The organism is Treponema sp. Marseille-Q4523 (assembly GCF_016901105.1).
Lineage (GTDB): Bacteria > Spirochaetota > Spirochaetia > Treponematales > Treponemataceae > Treponema_D.
The window spans coordinates 46,463-63,923 of the sequence record NZ_JAFEVM010000009.1 but is presented as its reverse complement, the minus strand read 5'-3'; the positions used below and the strand labels follow the sequence as shown (position 1 = coordinate 63,923).

The window sequence follows — 17,461 nt, the reverse complement described above, 5'->3', positions numbered from 1 at the left end:
TTTTTATTTATTGAGCGATTCATCAGAACTTTTTACAAAAATATTCAGTACGCCCTGTATGTTTCTTCCGGCTGCGGCGTTCTTCAGCGCCGTATTCCAATAGCCGCGCATTTCCGGAAAACCGGTTATATTGTTGTAGTATTGGCCGAAGAATTTCTGCAGTACGGAATTATACAATATCTCCGGATCGTCGGTTTCGATTTCGATCTTTGAAGTTACGGGAAAACCGCCGGTCGCGGCGACGAGCTTCGGCGCCCATACTTCATCCGTCGCCATAAAGTGCAGGAATCGTTTCGCCGCTTCTATTTTATTTTGATTTTTGTTTTTAAACACACAGGCGCCGCCGACGATGAATTCGAGGGACGGAGCGCCCGAATCGTTCGGAAAAGGCATGTAGATCGGAGTAAAATCTTTGCCGCGATATTTGCGTTTTCCGTCATACATTTTATTCAGCTGCGGGGAATAGAGGATCGTGTGCGCCGCATCGGATGCAACGAACATAGCGATAGCGTCATTCGACGTGAGGTTCGCGCCGTTAAGCAGTAAGCCTTCTTTCATCGCGTCCATCGTCCACGCAACGTTTTTTATCGCTTTGGGCGTGTTGAACGTATAGCGCGAATAATCGTTATTCAAAAGCGATACATTGCCGAAGAGGTTGACCAAAAACGCACGAGTGCCCTGATCGCCGCCCTGCGTTTTATAGTAGAATACGCCGGGTGTTTTGCCTTTCGGCAATTTCGATTTGAGCGCGCGTAAAAGATTTTCATACTCCGCGACAGTCCACTGCCGGTCGCGCCGAGTGTACGGCAAAAGGGAAAGAAGCCCCAAATCTTCGAGCATCTCTTTATTGAATGCCATCGAAAAAGGTCCCTCATGCATCGGATACATATACGTGCGTAAATCTTTGCCTGCGGAAACCGCAAGCATACCCGTCATGATATACGGCTTTTCCGTTGCGAGTACGTCGTCGAGAGGTTCGAGCAAGCCCTTGTCCGCCCATGCGATGATGCGGCCGGGCGCGTCGTATACGATATCGGGGGCTTTGCCTGAAGCGATCGCCTGTTCGATTTTATCCGCGCCGTCGGTAAAACTAATCGATGTAAAGCGCACGTTGATCGACGGATTCGCTTTTTCGAAAGCCGCGATAAGCTCTTTTTCAAAATCACCCTGCACACCCGTTTCCGAAGTAAAGTTGGGAAACGACCAAAAATCGATATCCGCCGCGACGGAAGCGGTTTTTTGATTCATACAACCCACTAAAAGCGCTGCACATACGATGATTGCACTGTGCTTTAGCAAAAGTTCCCACCGACCATTGTTCATAAACACTCCTAACTCGCGCATTGTTTTTTATAATTATATGTGTATGCGTACAATCTATAATAGTAGCGAGTAAAAGAGCCTGTGTCAATCTTTCGTACACCAGTGTGTATAATATTCATTTAAAATTTTAGCAAAAATAATATGAGCAATACAGACAGCGTAACTGCGAGGATAAAGCGAAGTCTTGCATTTTTGTGATTAATAAATTTCAACCTTGATTGTTCAGGATGGGCTTTGATGTATTCCACTTTTACATTTTCTTTCGGGAGCGGATTGCGTTTTTGTTCAAAGAAAAAACCTTCCGTATCGTTACCTGAATAAAGGTTGCCGTTGACAGTATACGTATAATCATATTCATTGATATATGCAAGAAAATTTATTCGACGTATATTAACGGATATGAGTGTTCCGTCCGTTTCATTTACATTTTCATCCTTTGAAAATGCACTTCTTTTATTAAAAAGTCTTGTTACGACTACAATTCCGACTGAAAACGCAATTATTAATATTAACGGTGAAACGAGAATGACGGGCATAAAAACTCCTCTGTGTTCGTATCAAAAGCATATTGCTAAATCACATTTATTTTTCCAACAGCTTAATGATTTCAAGAAAACAATCATCCAAGTGGCTGAAGGAGCTTTCATTAAAATATTCTTTCGGCGTATACCATTCGGTTTTTGAAAAAATATCATTTAAATCTTTCGATTTGAAAATGTAGCCGTATTTTGCGTAGATCGTATTCCGCAAAATACGTAAATCTTCTTTTGAAAATACTTTCATAGTACCGCAGATAAAATCTTCCAAACAATCAAAATCGGAGCTGAATGCTTCTTTCTTTAAATACCATCTGTAGAACTCATTTGCCAAAATACGATAAAAGTCGTTTTTATCATATAAAATTTCTTCGGTTTTTTTACACAACCATTCAAGCGGATCTCCGACTCCGTAAACTGCTCCCGAAAATATTCCGCCGCCGAGATATTTCGGGTAAGATTCTCCGAACGAATGATAATCCTCATCGTCTGCATCTTTATAAAACAAAATATATTTTCTGCCTGCAAAATTAAGAGGATGAATGACAAAGTTTTCTATAAAATAAAATTCATTTGTATAAACTCCGCCGTTATATTCGGGATAGGTATACGTTTCTTTTACGCATTTTATTTTTTCTCCCGCAAAAGAAGATACGCTTGCAAAAATCAAAACCGCAAAAACAAAAAAATTTTTTTTCATATCTTAATCCTGTATGCGATATCCGTTCGCTTAAGCTGTAACAGGCTTTGTCATCCTATTTTTATAATATCAAAACTGAACAAATAAATAATGAATGCACAACCGATATTTGTTATTGCATTTACTATCAGAGAAATGAAAAAGGTTTGTTTGGGATGTATGCCGAGTTTCCGGAACAATAGTATATTTACCGGTATTTCTATCAATAAAGTTATCGCGAATATAATGAAGAAATATAAAATAAAAAACGGACTCATAAACTGTATTTCGTGGGAACCTACCCACGGAAACCAGAAAACACCCAGCCAACCCCCGTTTAAAAACAATGACAATACAAATCCCGATATTCCGCTCACTAAGTTTGAAATCGCTAATCGCCAAAATAATTTTTTAAATTCATATTCGCGTTTTAGAAAAAAATAAAAGAGAGCGACTTCAAGCGATAGTATTGCCGCAATGACAGCCCATCCCTGCGGCATCAGAATAAGAATTGCCATTGAAACATTCAATGTCGTCGCAGACAATTTTGTTATAAAATCGTGCAATTCATTTTTCATCTTTCTTTCCTATCGCTTTGCGTTTTCCGCAGCTTTCAGCACTTCCGCCGCATCGTTCCGCTTCCAGCGGAGAGCCGTCATATACGGCGTTTCGCCTGAGATGTTTTTTGCGTTTGCGTCGAGTCCGTATGCGAGGAGTTTTCGTATGGTGTCCGTCGATGCCGTCCTCGCTGCATAGTGCAGGAGCGTATTGCCTTGGATGTCCGATTTCGTTCCGGCGTATTTGACGATGTCGGATAGCACTTTGCCGTCTCCGTTTGAAAGCGCGATCGTCGCGGCATTCCGCCCTTTTTTGTCGATCGATGAAAAAGGATTTGCGCCGTTTTGCAGCAAAATGCGCGCATAGTTTTCATCGTTGTTTTCGACTGCATAGCCGAGCGGCGTGATGCCTTCTGCGTTCCGCGTGTCGGAGGGGTAACCGAGAGAGGCGAGCATCGAAAGAATTCGAGCGGGGCCCTTTGCCTGAACGATTATGTGAAACGGCGTATTGCCGTCGCTGTCGGTTATCGTCCTGTCGCTGCCGAGTACGGTTTTTATGATGTCGTCGTTCTTGTCAAATGCGAGCGAAAAGGGCGTGTTGGCGTTTTTGTCGCGGGAGAGCGCTTTGCCTCCTGCATTCCGCAGCATCGCGATAACATCAGGGTTTCCGGTCAGCACCGCTTCGTGATACGCGTTTCGTCCGTTGATTTCCTGGATCTGCGGATTGGCTTTATTTGAAAGCAGCATTGCGATGACGCCCGTGTTTTGCCCTTTGATCGCATCCATGAGGATCGTTCGTCCCGTGTTGTCGCTTGCGTTTATATCGGCTCCGGAATCGATCAATACTTTCGCCGTCGAAAGTTTTCCCGCAAGCACGGCTTCCGAAAGCGCGGATTTTCCGGCGACGTTTTGCGCATTTACGTCGATGCCGAGTCGTATGAGTTCCCGCACGGAGGCATCCGCATCCCGGCGGACTGCCGCGTGAAGCGGGCTGCTGCCGAAATGGTCGCGGGCTTTTATCGACGAGCCCCCCTTGACGACGAGGGCGATCATAGCGGGATCGTTCGTTTTTACTGCGCTGAAAAGCGGGGTTTCTCCGTTTGCGTTTTCAGCCTGAGGATTTGCGCCCTTTTCGATGAGCGACACGACCGCCGCCTGCAGTCCCCATTCGACTGCGTAGTGGAGCGCCGTGTTGCCGCTTCCGTCCGTCGCAGTGATCGTACGCGACGTGACGAGCCAATCTTGCGTGTCACCTCCTTTTTTCAGCGCAAGATGAAGCGGCGAATCGTTGGCGTTGTTTGTTGAAAATATGTCCGCGTTTTTTGCAAGCAGGAGTTCGCCGATCGCTTTGTTGTTCCTTTCGACTGCGAGGTAGAGCGCGTTGTTGCCGTCGCTGTTCCGCGCATTGACGTCGCCGGTGAGACTTACGAGGTAGCGGATCTGCTCGATCGATGCGTCGGCTATGATCGCGGTGTGCAGCGGCGTATTACCGTTCGAATCGTGTGAAAGTGCGTTCGTTCGATTGACGAGCATTTCGAGCATCGTCTGGCCGTCTTTGAGCGCGAGCGAAAGGGGAGTGTTTCCCGCTTTATCGGCCGAATTGATGTCGGCGCCGCGATCGGCATAGAATTTGACGTGGTCGAAATTGCGTTTTTGCACGGCTATCAAAAGCGGCGACACGCCGTCTTTGTTTCGTGCGTTTACATCAGCTCCTCCTGCAACAAGAAGCTCGAGGACGGCTGGGGAGAGAGATGCCATCGTTGCCGTGTGCAGCACGGTATCGCCGTATGCGTCTTTTTTTGCGACGTCGGCTTTGTATGCGATGAGGAGGCGGTACATCGCATCCTGTTCCCGATCCGGTATGATGAGCATGACGGGCGTTTTTCCGAGATTGTCTTCCGCGTTTGCATCGGCACCGTTTTCAAGCAGCGCCTTTGCGATGTCGATATCGCCGTAGCGGACGGCTTCGTGGAGAGGAGCCGCTCCCGTTATGTCCTGTACCGATGTGCGGGCTCCGTTTGCGAGGAGATAGCGTGCGATGCTTTTGTGATGTTGTATCGCAGCTATGTGGAGCGGCGTTTGTCCGTCGCCGAAGCGGTAATCGAAGTTCCGTTCCGAAACCGCCGTTTGAAAGTACGAAAATTGTATATCGTTCGTTTCAGCGCCCGCCATTATCAAATCCGCTGCGATTGCGACGGATTTTTCGTCGCCGGAATTTTCGAGTGCGATGTCGAGCGGTGTTTTTCCCGCCTTGTTTTGTGTGGAGATGCCGATACCTTTTTTGATGCATTCGCGAACTGCGCCTTCGTTTTTCATCCCCACGCAGTAATGAACGATCGTGTTTCCGTCCGTATCGCGCTCGCTTCCCGTTTTTTGCGTGATGAACGCCGCGGCGTAGGCATTGCTTTTTTCCAATCCTTCTACGAATGCCGTTTTTCCGTCCGCATTGCGCACGAAGACACCGCTTCCGTTTTCCGCAAAAACGCGAGCTGTGCCGAAGCTGTCGTTTTTGATTGCGGCATGCAGCGGAGTATCTCCTTCGAAATTGACTCTTGTGTCGTCGGCACCTTTTATCAATAAAAAGAGCGCCAAATCCGCGTCGTCAATGATCGCGGCGGCGTGGAGCGGCGTATTCCCCGATGCGTCGGTTTCGTTTATATCGTACTTTGATTGGAAAAGACTTTTCGCTTCGTCGCTTTTACCGTTCAAAATCAATGAGACGGCGGACGTTTCTTTCGGAGTCGACGCGCATCCGAATATGAAAAAGCAGAGGACGAAGGCCGCCGTGTATGCGAGTGTTTTTTTGATCATCGTATTTTCTCCCGATAGATTTCTTTTTAGAATATCGGGAAAAAATGACGGACGATTGAGCGAAATCGATTCAGCGCTTTGCGCAGTCGCGGCAGATGCCCCACATATTCGTCTGCATCTTTGTCATGACAAAACCCTCCGGAAGGGCGTTCGTGCTTTTGAGCATATAGTCGGCGATATTCGCGTCGTCGAAGACGTCGAACACTTTGCCGCATTTTTCGCATTTGAAATGGATGTGCGGCCGTACGTCCGCGTCGTAGCGGAGTTTATCGTCTTCGATTTTGAGAGAATGCACGAGTTTTTTTTCTTCGAATAATTTCAGCGTATTGTATATGGTCGTCTTCGACAGCGTCGGATATTCGGGCGACAGGGAAGCGTAGAGCGTTTCCACTGTCGGATGTACGGGATGTTCGCACAGATAGGAGTAGACCGCGACACGCTGTACCGAGGGTCTGACGCCGGCTTCGCTGAGTGTTGTGTGGTAATTTTTCATAATTGCACCTCTTCCTGTTTTATATCCGATTGATTTCTATATCCGTTCGATTACTATAGCCGTTTTCAAAAAGAATGTACAGTCCCCCGATTGTAAATCTCATCAATTCCGGATTTTTTCGCTTCCGCAGCAACACGGAATTTTTTCGTATTGCAAAGCCTTGTAAAGAATTACTAAGGATAGATGAACGGGTGTTTCCTTAGTCATTTTTACAAATGGCTGCTTTAAAGACAGACTGAAAACTACCCGTTCTTCAGGCTGTCTTTTTTATTTTGTCAGTAGATAACAGAAAAACACTTGGGCGGGCAGATACTGTTATCTACTGACTCTTTGCGGAAGGAAATACTATGTTTGTCATCGTTTATGCGAGTGCAAAGGGTGGAGTAGGTAAAACCACCGGTTCAATTCTTACGGCAACGAATCTTGCTGCACGAGGTTACAAAGTCGGTTATTTTGATTTGGACCCAAACAATTCCGGAACTATGTTCTTCACTACAGGTATAGAAGGGATTGAAGAAATCATTGAATCACATAATGTTTTTGAGGCTCTTAGCCATAACAACATTATGGATTATGTAATTGCCACACGAATTGAAAATATCGACATTGTGCCGAGCCATCTGAATATTTTCAAATTACGCGGCATTGGATATAATGAACTACAAAAAACGCTAAAATCAAGAGATCTTCCTTATGACTATATTGTTGTCGATACGGCGCCTACATACGATAACATTGTAATCAATGCCCTAAACGCCGCCGATATAATACTCACTCCTCTTGAATTCTCATCATTCAATTTTACCACAACAAAATTTTTACAACGCCAGCTTTATGACGATTGTCCTCAGCAAGTAAACAAATGGTACTTGCTCTATTCGCACTGGCAGGAAAAACTCGCCCCGTTTGAATTCTCTCAACAGAGCCAATTCGTAAAAGTTTTTGAAAGTGAATTTCAAAATATTCTTGATATTCACATCCCGCACACATCTGCCGCGAACAATTATACACAGACAGATACAAAGATAAGTATCAACAGTCCGATCGTCGGATCAAAACGACTTGCGATAGAGATGAATAAACTCGTCAATATGATTACCGGCAAAGAAAATAACGTGGAGAAATTCTGAACCGACACGTGTCGGTCGAGAGGATCATTATGGCAAAAAGAATAAATATATTGGCTGCACACGGCGGGACACTTCCCGTTGCAAATAACGGATTAAAATTATCGGAAATTATCCTGATAGAGAAAATAGAAGAAGATAAGAGATTTAAAAGCCTATTTACAATTGATGGAAATCTATTACAACGAATTGCCGACAGCATGAAGCTCGATAACTTCGATAACAGTCAGCCGCTACACATTTGGTATATGAAAGATGCCGAAGGTAATGAGCATTACATACTTATTGACGGATATACACGAATGCAAGCCGCAATACTCGCCGGTTTAAAATCCGTTCCATATTTTAAACATCAGTTTAATAATTTCGAAGATGCGTATCGTTATGCGTTGAAGCTGCAAGTAAATAGGAGAAATCTTGAAGGTATAGACTTATTGAAAAACATCGGCGAGTTGATGGGCAGTGATTATATTCAAGGCATTAAAGGCAATAAAAATGAAGCAATCGGAAAAGAACTCGGGGTATCGGAAAAAACAGTCGAACGGGCACATAAAGTTCGCACCAAAGCAAGTCAGGATCAGATTGATCGTATTGAATTAGGAAAATCGTCGGTTAATCAAGTATACAACGAAATTTTGCAACAAGAAACCGTCGATGAAGAAGCCTCCGACGAACAACGTGCCCGGCTGGAAGACGGGAAAGCAAGTATAAAGGATATCTATACAGAGATTAAAAACAACAAAAAACGCAGTAATACACAATCAAAAACCACAGAAAGCGTTCCGTCTATTACAGATGACACAACTACGGATGAAGTTACATCGACCGAGTTTGACGACATATCCGAATCCATTTCAAGTCTCGAAGATACTCCCGCCGCGCTAAATTTTAGCCATACTGACGGCAAAGAGCGTCCTGTCGTAAAACCCGATAACGTACCGGATTTCGAAGAAAAAGTTATCAAGGCTCGACAGGAAAGTTATCAGGAAGGATACGACGACGGGTATCGGGAAGGTGCAGGAGAATTCGGAGAAAAACTGTTTTGCTATGCGCTGGCGGAAGTAAGCAAAGGCAGAACGCCCGAAGAAGTTTATCACGATATCACCGATTTCTCCGGCAGTGAACTTATTAAGTTTCAATTATCGGAAGAAAACGAAGCTATCATCGATACATTTAATAATCATTCTTTATGAGAGGTTAGAAAATGACCAATGAGGAAATTAAGACAGCTCTTATCAAACTCTATGAGTGCAAAATAGACTTTACGGTTATTCAGACGGGCAAAAAATCGAGCAAGGTAAACGGTTTATACAAACCGGACACCCATGAAATACTTTTGCATAACAAAAACTTTACAACAAACGATGCGGTCATGTATACGGCAATACACGAATTGACACATCATATATTGACGACCGAAAAGGGCGTGCGAACCGTAAAATCACATTCCGGCATTTTCTGGGCAACATTTTATGACCTTATCGATAAAGCGATCGAATTGAAGCTTTACGTACGCGAAAGAAGTACGGAAACTACGACGCTTATCAAAGAAGCCGTAGATATCCAGAAAAAAATCATAGAAGCGCAAAAACAGCTCGGACTCATAATCGCGAAGCTGTATGACAGCTGCCAACACAACGGTGAACGAATCGAAGATGTCATCGAGCATGATTTGCAAATGACACGCAACAAAGCAAAAGAATATATGGATAACAAAATGAGCGGCAGCAATGATAACGATGAAATTGCAAAAGCAGTCAAATTTGCAAAAGACCCTGCGATAAAACAGGCTGCACAGCAAGCAGCGGACGCGGGAAAGACCGTTGCACAGGTAAAAGCGATTGCAAAACAAAAGACCAAGGCAACGGACGACGACCTTGAAAGCCCTGAACAATTGGAACATGAAGCAGAACGTCTTAAAAAGACAATTGCGCGTCTAAGCGAACGTCTCATGCAGATACAAGAAAAGCTTGAAAGCATATAAACGGGAGCTATTCGTAATGAATAAATTGCATATTGTAGATATGTTTTGCGGCGGTGGCGGAGAATCTGTAGGACTTATAGAAGCCGCCGAATTAAATGGGTACAAGATACATCTTACAGCGATAAATCATTGGGAAAGAGCTATAGAAACTCATGCTGCAAATTATCCGTCGGCGGAACATTTATGTGAATCGATTGAGCATCTCGATCCGATAAAAGTTGTACCGGAGCAAAGACTTGACTTACTTTGGGCAAGTCCTGAATGTACTCATCATTCTCTTGCTCGCGGAGGTCGCCCTCGCTCGGAACAAAGCAGAGCTACGGCATGGGCTATTTTAAAATGGGCATCGGAACTTTGGATAGAAAGAATTATTATAGAAAATGTTCCGGAGTTTTTAACATGGGGGCCGCTTGATAAGGATGGAAAACTTATAAAAAGTCGTTCGGGCAGTACTTTCAAAGCGTTTGCTCAGTCTCTACGGTCGCTTGGTTATACTATTGACTGGAGAGTACTTTGTGCTGCAGATTATGGTGTTCCAACTATCCGTAAACGTCTTTTTATCCAAGCGGTAAAAGGACGAAAGAAAATAATTTGGCCGCAACCGACACATCACGAAGATAAAAACAATCTCTTTGGCTTACCGCAGTGGAAGTCGGCAAGGGAAATAATAGATTGGTCTATACCTTGTCCCTCTATTTTTACGCGAAAAAAACCGTTGGCAACGGCAACATTACGTAGAATAGAAATTGGAGTTAAGAAATTCGGAGGAATACATACAAATTCCTTTCTTGCTGTTTTACGAGGTACGGGAACGGCACGGGACATAGGACTTCCGCTGCCGTCAATTACTTGCTCCGGAGCACATCATGCGCTTGTTACGCCTTTTGTTACTGCAATAAGCCAAGCTTCTGCAAAAGATAGAAGCCGCAGTATTCATAAACCTTTATCAACAATCTGTACAAAAAACGAACATTGTCTTGTATCACCCTCTTTTATTTCTACCGGTTATCGATTTGATATAGGCTTTCGTATGCTCCAACCGCATGAACTGGCTTTAGCATCCGGTTTTCCTGCAAATTATATATTTACGGGAAATTGTGCCGAGCGGGTAAAACAAATCGGAAATGCGGTTCCTCCCGGATTTGCAAAAGCGCTGGCAAATTCATATTACGAAAATAATCGAATGCAAAGATAACAAGGATGAAAATTAGCTTTAAAAGATTAAAGGAGATACAGTATGGAATTTGACAAAAGCTGTGTTTACACCGCGCTCAACGCGGACGAACTGCAGATCGGGAGCGAGTGCATTTTTGCAAACACGATACATGATTTGCGGCTATATGTGCAAAACGACTATGCGCCGAAGTCTCTTGTGCACTTGTTTGGAGATAACAATGTTGACCGATTTGTATCGAACAAAGGTACATTTATTTATGCCTACCTTATCGCGCCACCTGCCGAAGTTGGATTTAGGAATAAAGAGAAAATATCTGAAAAAATTGATGACTTACAGATAGTTCATCTGTCACTTCGAGATATTAAAGAGATCGCCCGATATGCAGGTTTAACAATCGATACGGAAAACCTTCCCGATGACGACACAGACGATGACTATACGCTGTTCTACAGTCGCAGCGGAATCAAGTTTAGTGATGACGGCGCTTATCATATAGCAATGCGAAGCGGATATGAGTATGCGAATGATGAGTTTATGCCGATTGGAAGAGAAATAACTCCATAAGTAATAAAAGTCCATGCGAGATTGAAATTATTAATTTACCGGAGGAACAATAAATGTGTAATTGTGTAGAACAGGTGCTCATACTTTTACGTAAACATAAGAACAGGGTTTACAAGCCATTTGAGAGCGTCGAAGAAGCAATGAAAGCAATTAAAAAACACGGCGGGTGGATCACGCGTAAAAACACTACAATGAATTGGCTTGTTATAAAGTATGGTTGTTTAACCCTCATGACATCAAACGACATTATAGGGGTTGAAACGTTGTTTGAAAATTACGAATTTTCCGATGACGGCACACCGTGCGGAAGTAAAATTATTAATTTACCGAAGGAACAATAAATGTGTAATTGTGTAGAAAGAGCGCGCACTCTCTTGCGTAGAGAACACGGCAATGATGACTTAGAAATAGTGGGACTGGCATACAGCATCGGTTCGGAAAATCAGCCGGTCGATCAATTTCTAGCCTGTTGTTACAGCTATCGTAAACGTAATAAGAACGGCGATTTTTATAAAGCCGCAAAACGAACAGATGATGGGGTATAAAGAATGAAATACGAACAGAGTACGGAAGGCACACGCTACGGCTGTGAAACGCTTACGGTAGTCATTACACAGCATGAAAATTGCTTTTTGGCATTATTTACCTATTCCGATCATAGCACGGAAAATCCCATTGACTACAAAAGTGCACCGCAACGGGGGCGTACCGAGTACGCAACGATGGCCGGCATCACGAGAAGTGCCCGAACATATCTCATGATAAACGGCAAGACAAAAACGCTTGCCGACGATATTTGGCGGAAATACACGGATCAGAAGCAGCTTGCTTTCGGATTCTAATAATTGAGATTAAAAAGGAGTAAAAGCAATGGATATGTCCGATCCTTACACGGTTGTTTTAGGGTTTATTTTAGACCATCCGTTTTTCTTAGGAGCTATTCTCTTTGTTGATATTGTATGCTTTTTAATAATTATTGTGCGTGGTTCTTTGTCAAAAACAAAAAACACCAATGATACCGATGATGAAAAACATATAACAACGAACACGAATGAACACAGATCTGCAAGCACTGAAACTCTTTTATATTGTTGTCTACTTCTTATTGTTGTTCTGATTTTTACAAAATTATAGTTTTTTAGATAGCAGACTGAGGGGATAAATATGATGGATATTTTTAATTTTATTACAAATCACCGACGTATAATTTTATGCGTCATACTTTTTATAAGCGGTTTTATAGTGAGCAATACCGGCGATAACAACGACAATAAATCCTTAGTAAAATTTCGCATTTCTGCCATTGTATTTCTTCTTTTTTCGGTTTTTGGGGTCTTAACGGAAATTAACGGTAACGGGAAAAATGAAATTAACAAAAAGCAAGGAGAAAAGTATGAACTACAATCGTAACCTGTGTTATTGCGGTCAAATGACAGAACAAAAGGTAGTCGTAACGCTCGGTATATGGACATATCGCAAGCAAGTCACGGTATCTGTTTTTGGAAACTGTCTGGGTTTTGACATCATAGAAGGAGCGCTCGATCAGTTATATGAACTGTATCCTGACGGAATTACGCTGGAAGATCCTAAAACGGGTAAAGAGTTAGAGGTGGACGAAACCTCAGAAGAAAAAACAGATTGGCTTCATCCGCTTTTTATCGGAGCTGAAATAATAGACATACAGCCGGAGAAAAAACACCTGCATGGAACGGCACGCTTTGCGACAAAACAAGATTTATTAAATCGCGGGCTTTTAAACGACGGGCTTGTCTTTGGACAAGGGAAAAACGCACAGAACACAAGGGGAACAAACGAAATGAATAATCTTGAAAAAGAACTGAAAAACTATTTTTACGATAAGGGTTATGGAAATGAAAGTGAAAAAGAAGCCGCAGATATGACAGCATTTTTAAAAAGCCTAATAAACAAAAAACTGGAAGCTATTGAAAATGCAGCGGAAAATATTATGGACGACTTATTTACATTTAGAAACAGTCTTTTTAGTGAAAATGATAACTAAGATAAACAAACGTATAAAAGAATTGATTACATCGATCGCGCGGCAGGCGGAAGCGGAATTAGAAAAGGCGGATGCGATATATCCGGAATTTAGTTCTCCGCATGAAGCATACGCGGTGATTAAGGAACGCATAGAAAAGACGCGAAATGAATTGGATACGGCAAAAGTATTTTTATGGGAGTACTGGAACGACATAAAGAACAATACTTCTGATAAGGATCACGTATGGCTTACGTCATTATACAACCACGCTTTTTGTTGTGCAGCTGAAGCGTTAGTACTTGCGGCAACAGCACAGAAAGCGGTTGATAAAATCACAACCTTAAAACAGGAGGAAAAGAATGAATTATTTTGAAAAACACGTCAAACAGTTCAAGAAAATCGGGTTTGCAGGTATCTGTATTATACTTGCATTGATTACGATGCTTAATTCATGCTCAATCGTTCAGCAACGGGAACGAGGCGTGAAGTACGTTCTTGGTAAAGTAGTTGGTAATGTTATTCAGCCGGGACTTATTTTCCATATGCCTTTTGTGGCTAAAATAAAGAAATATTCTATTGCGCCCAAAACGTATGATGCAGCTTTTTCAGTTGGTAACGGCGGGGCGATAACCAAAGATATGCAAACCGTCGGGACGAGTGTAACCGTTAAATATGCCTATGACGAAAGCAGAATTATGGATATTGCTACAAGATACGGAGATTCGGTTGTTGAGTCGGCAATGAAGAGCAACATAATTGCCAGCGTCAAAGAGGTTGTCGGGCAATATTCGATTTATGAACTTGTAGAAAAGCAGGCGGAAGTTACCGGAAAAGTTTCAAAATCAATTCTTACACGAATGCACGACTATCCTATAACAATAAGCCAGACCACAATAACCAACTGGGATTGGTCTGATGATTTTGATCGGCAAATAAAAGAAACCGCGAATAGAACGCAGCAGGTAAAACAGGCAGAACAGGAAGCGAATATTGCAGCTGCAAATGCACAAAAACTGGTACGTGAAGCTGAAGCTAAAAAACAGGCAATGCAGCTAGATGCGGAAGCACAGTTAATAAAGTCTGAAAATGAGGCGAAAGCAAAGAAAGCTGAGGCGGATGGCATTGCATACTATAACGCAAAGGTCGCCCAGAATATGGCAGTACAGCAGCAGCAGTGGAAGCATGAAGAGCAGATGGCATACTACGAAAAGTGGAATGGAATTCTCGTTCCTCAGTATATACCGCTTACTGCGTCAGGTGGAATCGTAAATATTCCGCTTCCGACACAGGAGACAAGATAAAAACAAACATCGATACGGAATTATTAAACAGAAAGGATAAAACATATGTTTAATAAATCAAAGCCGCAGTATTTAAAAACCTCATGGGAAAAACAGATGGAAGACAGCTTTGAAAGTGCTGTCTGTTTTAAAACTTGCACGCTCGATAGAAACGACTGTGCATTTTTATGGAGAAAGCTCGCGCATTTATCACATGAAAGTATGGAACCGTGTGAGCGATTTGAAACATTTTTGCTGATGACGGATAAGAAAAAGAAGGAGGCAACAAAAAAATGACTTTTAACGCATATTACATTGCAGAACTTAAACATATTCCCCTTCTTTGGAAACGTGCGCGTCGCGATCGTAAACTGTGGGCATTTTGGCTTACCGTTTTGTTTGCACTGTCCCCCTTAGTAATGTACATGATGTATTTATACGACACAGGAAGGCTCCGTGTCGATGATCGTTATTCCGAAAATTTTCGGAATGAAACGGAGTGTAGAGAATGCGAAAAGGATTGATACGAACACGATATGCCGGTGCTCTCTGGCTTATCCTCTTGTATACGAAGATGGTTTTACGGAATAAAAAGAAGAAAGAGAAAACAGCTTTTTTCCATGGGCTCAATGAATACAGCAGTAGGTGTAGCGGACTTGTGCATACGGCAAATGAAAAAACTGTAGAGCGTTATTTAAAAACGATCGGAGCGCAGATATTCGATCGACAGAGGGATGATTACATATGCAACATAAAAGAGTTGTTGCCTTTTATGTTGTTTTTTGGCAGCACTTTTTTTGATTTTACAGAAGAGCCAGAAGCTTCTTTTCTAAAGTATCTTAAACAAAACCTTGCGGATCACGGACACAGTGAAGAGTACGAACGACTTGTAAAGGCGCTTGACAATGCACATCTTTTAATAGATCGAATTTATACTGAGCATGTTATAAAAATGGAGAAAACAAAATGACCTTCGCAAATCATCGCTTTACATTTGATACCGGAGATATTCTCAATATTAGTGCGGAAGGAATCAAAGAAACTCATGTGGCGCAGCCGGAACACCTCTGTTCTCTTTGTTCCTTGTTTGACGATGGAAAACATTGTCCTCTAAAACGGCAGTGCAATAACACGCATTTTACAAGAATTTATTATGGATAAGGGAAATTACTTTACGGTTGAAACATGGATGATACACGATCTCAAACTCAAACCGAGCGAACTGATAATTTATGCAATTATACACGGGTTCTGTCAGGACGGGCAATCATATTTTTACGGTTCAGTCGACTATATCATGCGTCAAACCAATCTTTCAAAAGAGACAGTGCTTACGATTTTACAGAAACTTGTTGCCGCCGGTCATCTCATCAAAAGGGATGTAAAAACCGTCACTGTTTTCGACAAAGCAAAAACAGCTCGAGGCAATCAGCATTTTTGCTTGTATTATACTGCCGTATCGCGGCAAAAGCACGATCCAGACAATAATACTTCTTCGGGTCAAGAAACTAGACCCGAAGAAAAAGTCGGGTCAAGAAATTTGACCGGTACGGGTCAAGAAATTAGACCCGCGGCGGGTCAAGAAACTAGACCCAATACTACTACTGATAAGACTAATAATACTTCTACTTCCGGATGTAAAACAGAAGCAGCAGAAGATATCATAATTTCAAAAATTAAAAAGCTATTCGGGTCTCATTACCCGTTCGACAGTGATTTTGCCGGAAAGATCGCTTTACTGTTCGGTGATTTTAAAATCACGGAACAAGAAGTCATGTCAAAATATCTTGATTACGTATATGAGCGAACTCACGCGCGAAAGCCTGTAAGTATAACAAATATGTTCTACAAACTCGCACAAAGCTCAAATATAATTCAGGATTTTATTATTACATCAGGTCAAGTAGTAAAAGCAGAAGCGTATATCACCTGCCCTGTATGCGGGTATGATAAAGCGAACAACTACACCACTTGTCCTCAATGCGGATTTGATATGTATCTCATATCGGACGACAAAGAAGTCAAACTAGCAAAACAAATTTTTAATTTACCGGAAAAAGAGAGAAATGCACTGCAAATAGAATTAAATGATTTTTTTACTACGTTTCAAAAATCTTACGGATCGCTTCTCAGCATAAAAGATATGACCGTGCGCACAGAATTTGATCGCAGTCTAAATAAAATTTATCAAAAATACAGGATTGACGCATGAAAAAAAAATTACAATGGCTTAAATTTTTTGAGAATAAAATATCAGACAAAAACGATGAATCGCTTCCTATACGGAAGCGTATTAAACGGTTCCGGGAAAATTTCAAATACCAGCCGTTACAATATCGAATTGTCTGGACAATCAGATTAACCGGATGGATATTTGTGTGTATCGCAGGGCTCATAGGTGCTATCACACAAATTATTAATTATATCAAATAAGACCGATATGTATCGGTCAAGGAGTTACACATGGAACTGAACGATGTAAAACTTTTCGGGCGCATTGTCCGAAATGCGGAGATGAAAATAAGTGACAATGGCTTGAAAATTGTCAGATTCACAATCGCAACAAACCGCGCAAGAAAAAATGAACAAGGGCAGTATGAAAATATCGGTCATTTTTTCCCACTCGCTATTTACGGAACGTATGCGGAAAAGATGCAGCCGTTATTGACCAAAGGGAGAAAGGTTATTATCAGCGGTTTTTTAAAGCAGGACAGATGGATACAAGACGGAAAAAAGAAGAGTATCATTTCCATCGGCGTAAACGGCATACAGCTTATCTTCGATCCGAAATCCGAAACCGCAAATGCGTCCGACACTTCTGAAATTCCGATGTACGAAGAAGAGATCATTTCCGAATCACAGGAATCGGAAGCGGATGCGATTTATTTCGAAGGTGAGGAGCTGAATTAAAAATGACGTATATGCCGA

General features: G+C 42.4%; 22 protein-coding genes. 16 read left to right on the top strand and 6 right to left on the bottom strand.

Annotated features, from left to right (window positions below; genetic code table 11):
- Window positions 1-3 precede the first annotated feature (3 nt).
- From JSQ97_RS04475 to JSQ97_RS04450, 6 genes are all read right to left on the bottom strand, one after another.
- Window positions 4-1,323, bottom strand: a complete 1,320-nt coding sequence (locus JSQ97_RS04475) for an ABC transporter substrate-binding protein (protein ID WP_239446931.1) — start codon at window positions 1,321-1,323, stop codon at window positions 4-6.
- Window positions 1,324-1,442: 119 nt separating this feature from the next.
- Window positions 1,443-1,859: a hypothetical protein gene (locus JSQ97_RS04470; protein ID WP_205074951.1), complete on the bottom strand. Its 417-nt coding sequence runs from the start codon at window positions 1,857-1,859 to the stop codon at window positions 1,443-1,445.
- Between the two features lie 46 nt (window positions 1,860-1,905).
- Window positions 1,906-2,559 (bottom strand): YARHG domain-containing protein, encoded by a 654-nt coding sequence (locus tag JSQ97_RS04465; RefSeq protein WP_205074950.1) that lies wholly within the window; start codon window positions 2,557-2,559, stop codon window positions 1,906-1,908.
- A gap of 50 nt (window positions 2,560-2,609) precedes the next feature.
- A complete protein-coding gene (locus JSQ97_RS04460) occupies window positions 2,610-3,116 on the bottom strand; it encodes a hypothetical protein (protein WP_205074949.1) in 507 nt (168 codons plus the stop codon).
- Between the two features lie 9 nt (window positions 3,117-3,125).
- Window positions 3,126-5,906 (bottom strand): ankyrin repeat domain-containing protein, encoded by a 2,781-nt coding sequence (locus JSQ97_RS04455; protein WP_205074948.1) that lies wholly within the window; start codon window positions 5,904-5,906, stop codon window positions 3,126-3,128.
- A gap of 70 nt (window positions 5,907-5,976) precedes the next feature.
- Window positions 5,977-6,399 carry a Fur family transcriptional regulator gene (locus JSQ97_RS04450; protein ID WP_205074947.1) on the bottom strand — a complete coding sequence of 141 codons (423 nt, stop codon included), beginning with the start codon at window positions 6,397-6,399 and terminating at the stop codon, window positions 5,977-5,979.
- A 347-nt stretch (window positions 6,400-6,746) separates the two neighbouring features.
- On the opposite strand from JSQ97_RS04450, the gene JSQ97_RS04445 reads away from it, so the two are divergent.
- The 16 genes from JSQ97_RS04445 to JSQ97_RS04370 all read left to right on the top strand — a co-directional run bounded on the left by JSQ97_RS04445 (window position 6,747) and on the right by JSQ97_RS04370 (window position 17,443).
- Complete coding sequence (locus tag JSQ97_RS04445; RefSeq protein WP_205074946.1) at window positions 6,747-7,529, top strand: ParA family protein; 783 nt, start codon at window positions 6,747-6,749, stop codon at window positions 7,527-7,529.
- A 29-nt stretch (window positions 7,530-7,558) separates the two neighbouring features.
- A complete protein-coding gene (locus JSQ97_RS04440; RefSeq protein WP_205074945.1) occupies window positions 7,559-8,719 on the top strand; it encodes a ParB/Srx family N-terminal domain-containing protein in 1,161 nt (386 codons plus the stop codon).
- An 11-nt stretch (window positions 8,720-8,730) separates the two neighbouring features.
- Window positions 8,731-9,510, top strand: coding sequence for a hypothetical protein (locus JSQ97_RS04435; RefSeq protein ID WP_205074944.1), 780 nt, complete (start codon window positions 8,731-8,733; stop codon window positions 9,508-9,510).
- A 16-nt stretch (window positions 9,511-9,526) separates the two neighbouring features.
- The gene (locus JSQ97_RS04430) at window positions 9,527-10,705 is read left to right on the top strand and encodes a DNA cytosine methyltransferase (RefSeq protein ID WP_205074943.1); all 1,179 of its coding nucleotides are present in this window, start codon (window positions 9,527-9,529) and stop codon (window positions 10,703-10,705) included.
- Between the two features lie 42 nt (window positions 10,706-10,747).
- Complete coding sequence (locus JSQ97_RS04425; protein ID WP_205074942.1) at window positions 10,748-11,251, top strand: hypothetical protein; 504 nt, start codon at window positions 10,748-10,750, stop codon at window positions 11,249-11,251.
- A gap of 140 nt (window positions 11,252-11,391) precedes the next feature.
- Entirely contained in the window at window positions 11,392-11,592 is a 201-nt protein-coding gene (locus tag JSQ97_RS04420; RefSeq protein WP_205074941.1) for a hypothetical protein, read from the top strand.
- Between the two features lie 207 nt (window positions 11,593-11,799).
- The gene (locus JSQ97_RS04415; protein ID WP_205074940.1) at window positions 11,800-12,093 is read left to right on the top strand and encodes a hypothetical protein; all 294 of its coding nucleotides are present in this window, start codon (window positions 11,800-11,802) and stop codon (window positions 12,091-12,093) included.
- A 28-nt stretch (window positions 12,094-12,121) separates the two neighbouring features.
- Window positions 12,122-12,385, top strand: coding sequence for a hypothetical protein (locus tag JSQ97_RS04410; RefSeq protein WP_205074939.1), 264 nt, complete (start codon window positions 12,122-12,124; stop codon window positions 12,383-12,385).
- Between the two features lie 30 nt (window positions 12,386-12,415).
- The gene (locus tag JSQ97_RS04405; RefSeq protein WP_205074938.1) at window positions 12,416-12,661 is read left to right on the top strand and encodes a hypothetical protein; all 246 of its coding nucleotides are present in this window, start codon (window positions 12,416-12,418) and stop codon (window positions 12,659-12,661) included.
- Complete coding sequence (locus JSQ97_RS04400) at window positions 12,645-13,271, top strand: DUF5406 family protein (RefSeq protein WP_205074937.1); 627 nt, start codon at window positions 12,645-12,647, stop codon at window positions 13,269-13,271. Before JSQ97_RS04405 ends, JSQ97_RS04400 begins: the two co-directional genes overlap by 17 nt.
- The gene (locus JSQ97_RS04395; RefSeq protein ID WP_205074936.1) at window positions 13,261-13,626 is read left to right on the top strand and encodes a hypothetical protein; all 366 of its coding nucleotides are present in this window, start codon (window positions 13,261-13,263) and stop codon (window positions 13,624-13,626) included. Before JSQ97_RS04400 ends, JSQ97_RS04395 begins: the two co-directional genes overlap by 11 nt.
- The gene (locus JSQ97_RS04390) at window positions 13,613-14,554 is read left to right on the top strand and encodes a prohibitin family protein (RefSeq protein WP_205074935.1); all 942 of its coding nucleotides are present in this window, start codon (window positions 13,613-13,615) and stop codon (window positions 14,552-14,554) included. The genes JSQ97_RS04395 and JSQ97_RS04390 overlap by 14 nt, the downstream gene beginning before the upstream one ends.
- Window positions 14,555-14,650: 96 nt before the next feature.
- Complete coding sequence (locus tag JSQ97_RS04385) at window positions 14,651-14,830, top strand: hypothetical protein (RefSeq protein WP_205074934.1); 180 nt, start codon at window positions 14,651-14,653, stop codon at window positions 14,828-14,830.
- A 211-nt stretch (window positions 14,831-15,041) separates the two neighbouring features.
- The gene (locus tag JSQ97_RS04380; protein WP_205074933.1) at window positions 15,042-15,503 is read left to right on the top strand and encodes a hypothetical protein; all 462 of its coding nucleotides are present in this window, start codon (window positions 15,042-15,044) and stop codon (window positions 15,501-15,503) included.
- 183 nt (window positions 15,504-15,686) lie between these two features.
- On the top strand, window positions 15,687-16,745 hold the full coding sequence (locus tag JSQ97_RS04375) for a helix-turn-helix domain-containing protein (protein WP_205074932.1): 1,059 nt from the start codon (window positions 15,687-15,689) through the stop codon (window positions 16,743-16,745).
- 251 nt (window positions 16,746-16,996) lie between these two features.
- Window positions 16,997-17,443, top strand: coding sequence for a single-stranded DNA-binding protein (locus tag JSQ97_RS04370; RefSeq protein WP_205074931.1), 447 nt, complete (start codon window positions 16,997-16,999; stop codon window positions 17,441-17,443).
- The last annotated feature ends 18 nt before the right edge of the window (window positions 17,444-17,461 follow it).

Excerpts from the sequence above, each read along its gene's own strand:
- JSQ97_RS04390 (WP_205074935.1), top strand. The coding sequence starts at position 13,613 with ATGAATTATTTTGAAAAACACGTCAAACAGTTCAAGAAAATCGGGTTT.
- JSQ97_RS04460 (WP_205074949.1), bottom strand. The coding sequence starts at position 3,116 with ATGAAAAATGAATTGCACGATTTTATAACAAAATTGTCTGCGACGACA.
- JSQ97_RS04370 (WP_205074931.1), top strand. The coding sequence starts at position 16,997 with ATGGAACTGAACGATGTAAAACTTTTCGGGCGCATTGTCCGAAATGCG.
- JSQ97_RS04425 (WP_205074942.1), top strand. The coding sequence starts at position 10,748 with ATGGAATTTGACAAAAGCTGTGTTTACACCGCGCTCAACGCGGACGAA.
- JSQ97_RS04410 (WP_205074939.1), top strand. The coding sequence starts at position 12,122 with ATGGATATGTCCGATCCTTACACGGTTGTTTTAGGGTTTATTTTAGAC.
- JSQ97_RS04445 (WP_205074946.1), top strand. The coding sequence starts at position 6,747 with ATGTTTGTCATCGTTTATGCGAGTGCAAAGGGTGGAGTAGGTAAAACC.
- JSQ97_RS04455 (WP_205074948.1), bottom strand. The coding sequence starts at position 5,906 with ATGATCAAAAAAACACTCGCATACACGGCGGCCTTCGTCCTCTGCTTT.
- JSQ97_RS04375 (WP_205074932.1), top strand. The coding sequence starts at position 15,687 with ATGGATAAGGGAAATTACTTTACGGTTGAAACATGGATGATACACGAT.
- JSQ97_RS04415 (WP_205074940.1), top strand. The coding sequence starts at position 11,800 with ATGAAATACGAACAGAGTACGGAAGGCACACGCTACGGCTGTGAAACG.
- JSQ97_RS04435 (WP_205074944.1), top strand. The coding sequence starts at position 8,731 with ATGACCAATGAGGAAATTAAGACAGCTCTTATCAAACTCTATGAGTGC.
- JSQ97_RS04395 (WP_205074936.1), top strand. The coding sequence starts at position 13,261 with ATGATAACTAAGATAAACAAACGTATAAAAGAATTGATTACATCGATC.
- JSQ97_RS04420 (WP_205074941.1), top strand. The coding sequence starts at position 11,392 with ATGAAAGCAATTAAAAAACACGGCGGGTGGATCACGCGTAAAAACACT.
- JSQ97_RS04385 (WP_205074934.1), top strand. The coding sequence starts at position 14,651 with ATGGAAGACAGCTTTGAAAGTGCTGTCTGTTTTAAAACTTGCACGCTC.
- JSQ97_RS04450 (WP_205074947.1), bottom strand. The coding sequence starts at position 6,399 with ATGAAAAATTACCACACAACACTCAGCGAAGCCGGCGTCAGACCCTCG.
- JSQ97_RS04430 (WP_205074943.1), top strand. The coding sequence starts at position 9,527 with ATGAATAAATTGCATATTGTAGATATGTTTTGCGGCGGTGGCGGAGAA.
- JSQ97_RS04400 (WP_205074937.1), top strand. The coding sequence starts at position 12,645 with ATGAACTACAATCGTAACCTGTGTTATTGCGGTCAAATGACAGAACAA.
- JSQ97_RS04470 (WP_205074951.1), bottom strand. The coding sequence starts at position 1,859 with ATGCCCGTCATTCTCGTTTCACCGTTAATATTAATAATTGCGTTTTCA.
- JSQ97_RS04465 (WP_205074950.1), bottom strand. The coding sequence starts at position 2,559 with ATGAAAAAAAATTTTTTTGTTTTTGCGGTTTTGATTTTTGCAAGCGTA.
- JSQ97_RS04440 (WP_205074945.1), top strand. The coding sequence starts at position 7,559 with ATGGCAAAAAGAATAAATATATTGGCTGCACACGGCGGGACACTTCCC.
- JSQ97_RS04380 (WP_205074933.1), top strand. The coding sequence starts at position 15,042 with ATGCGAAAAGGATTGATACGAACACGATATGCCGGTGCTCTCTGGCTT.
- JSQ97_RS04475 (WP_239446931.1), bottom strand. The coding sequence starts at position 1,323 with ATGAACAATGGTCGGTGGGAACTTTTGCTAAAGCACAGTGCAATCATC.
- JSQ97_RS04405 (WP_205074938.1), top strand. The coding sequence starts at position 12,416 with ATGATGGATATTTTTAATTTTATTACAAATCACCGACGTATAATTTTA.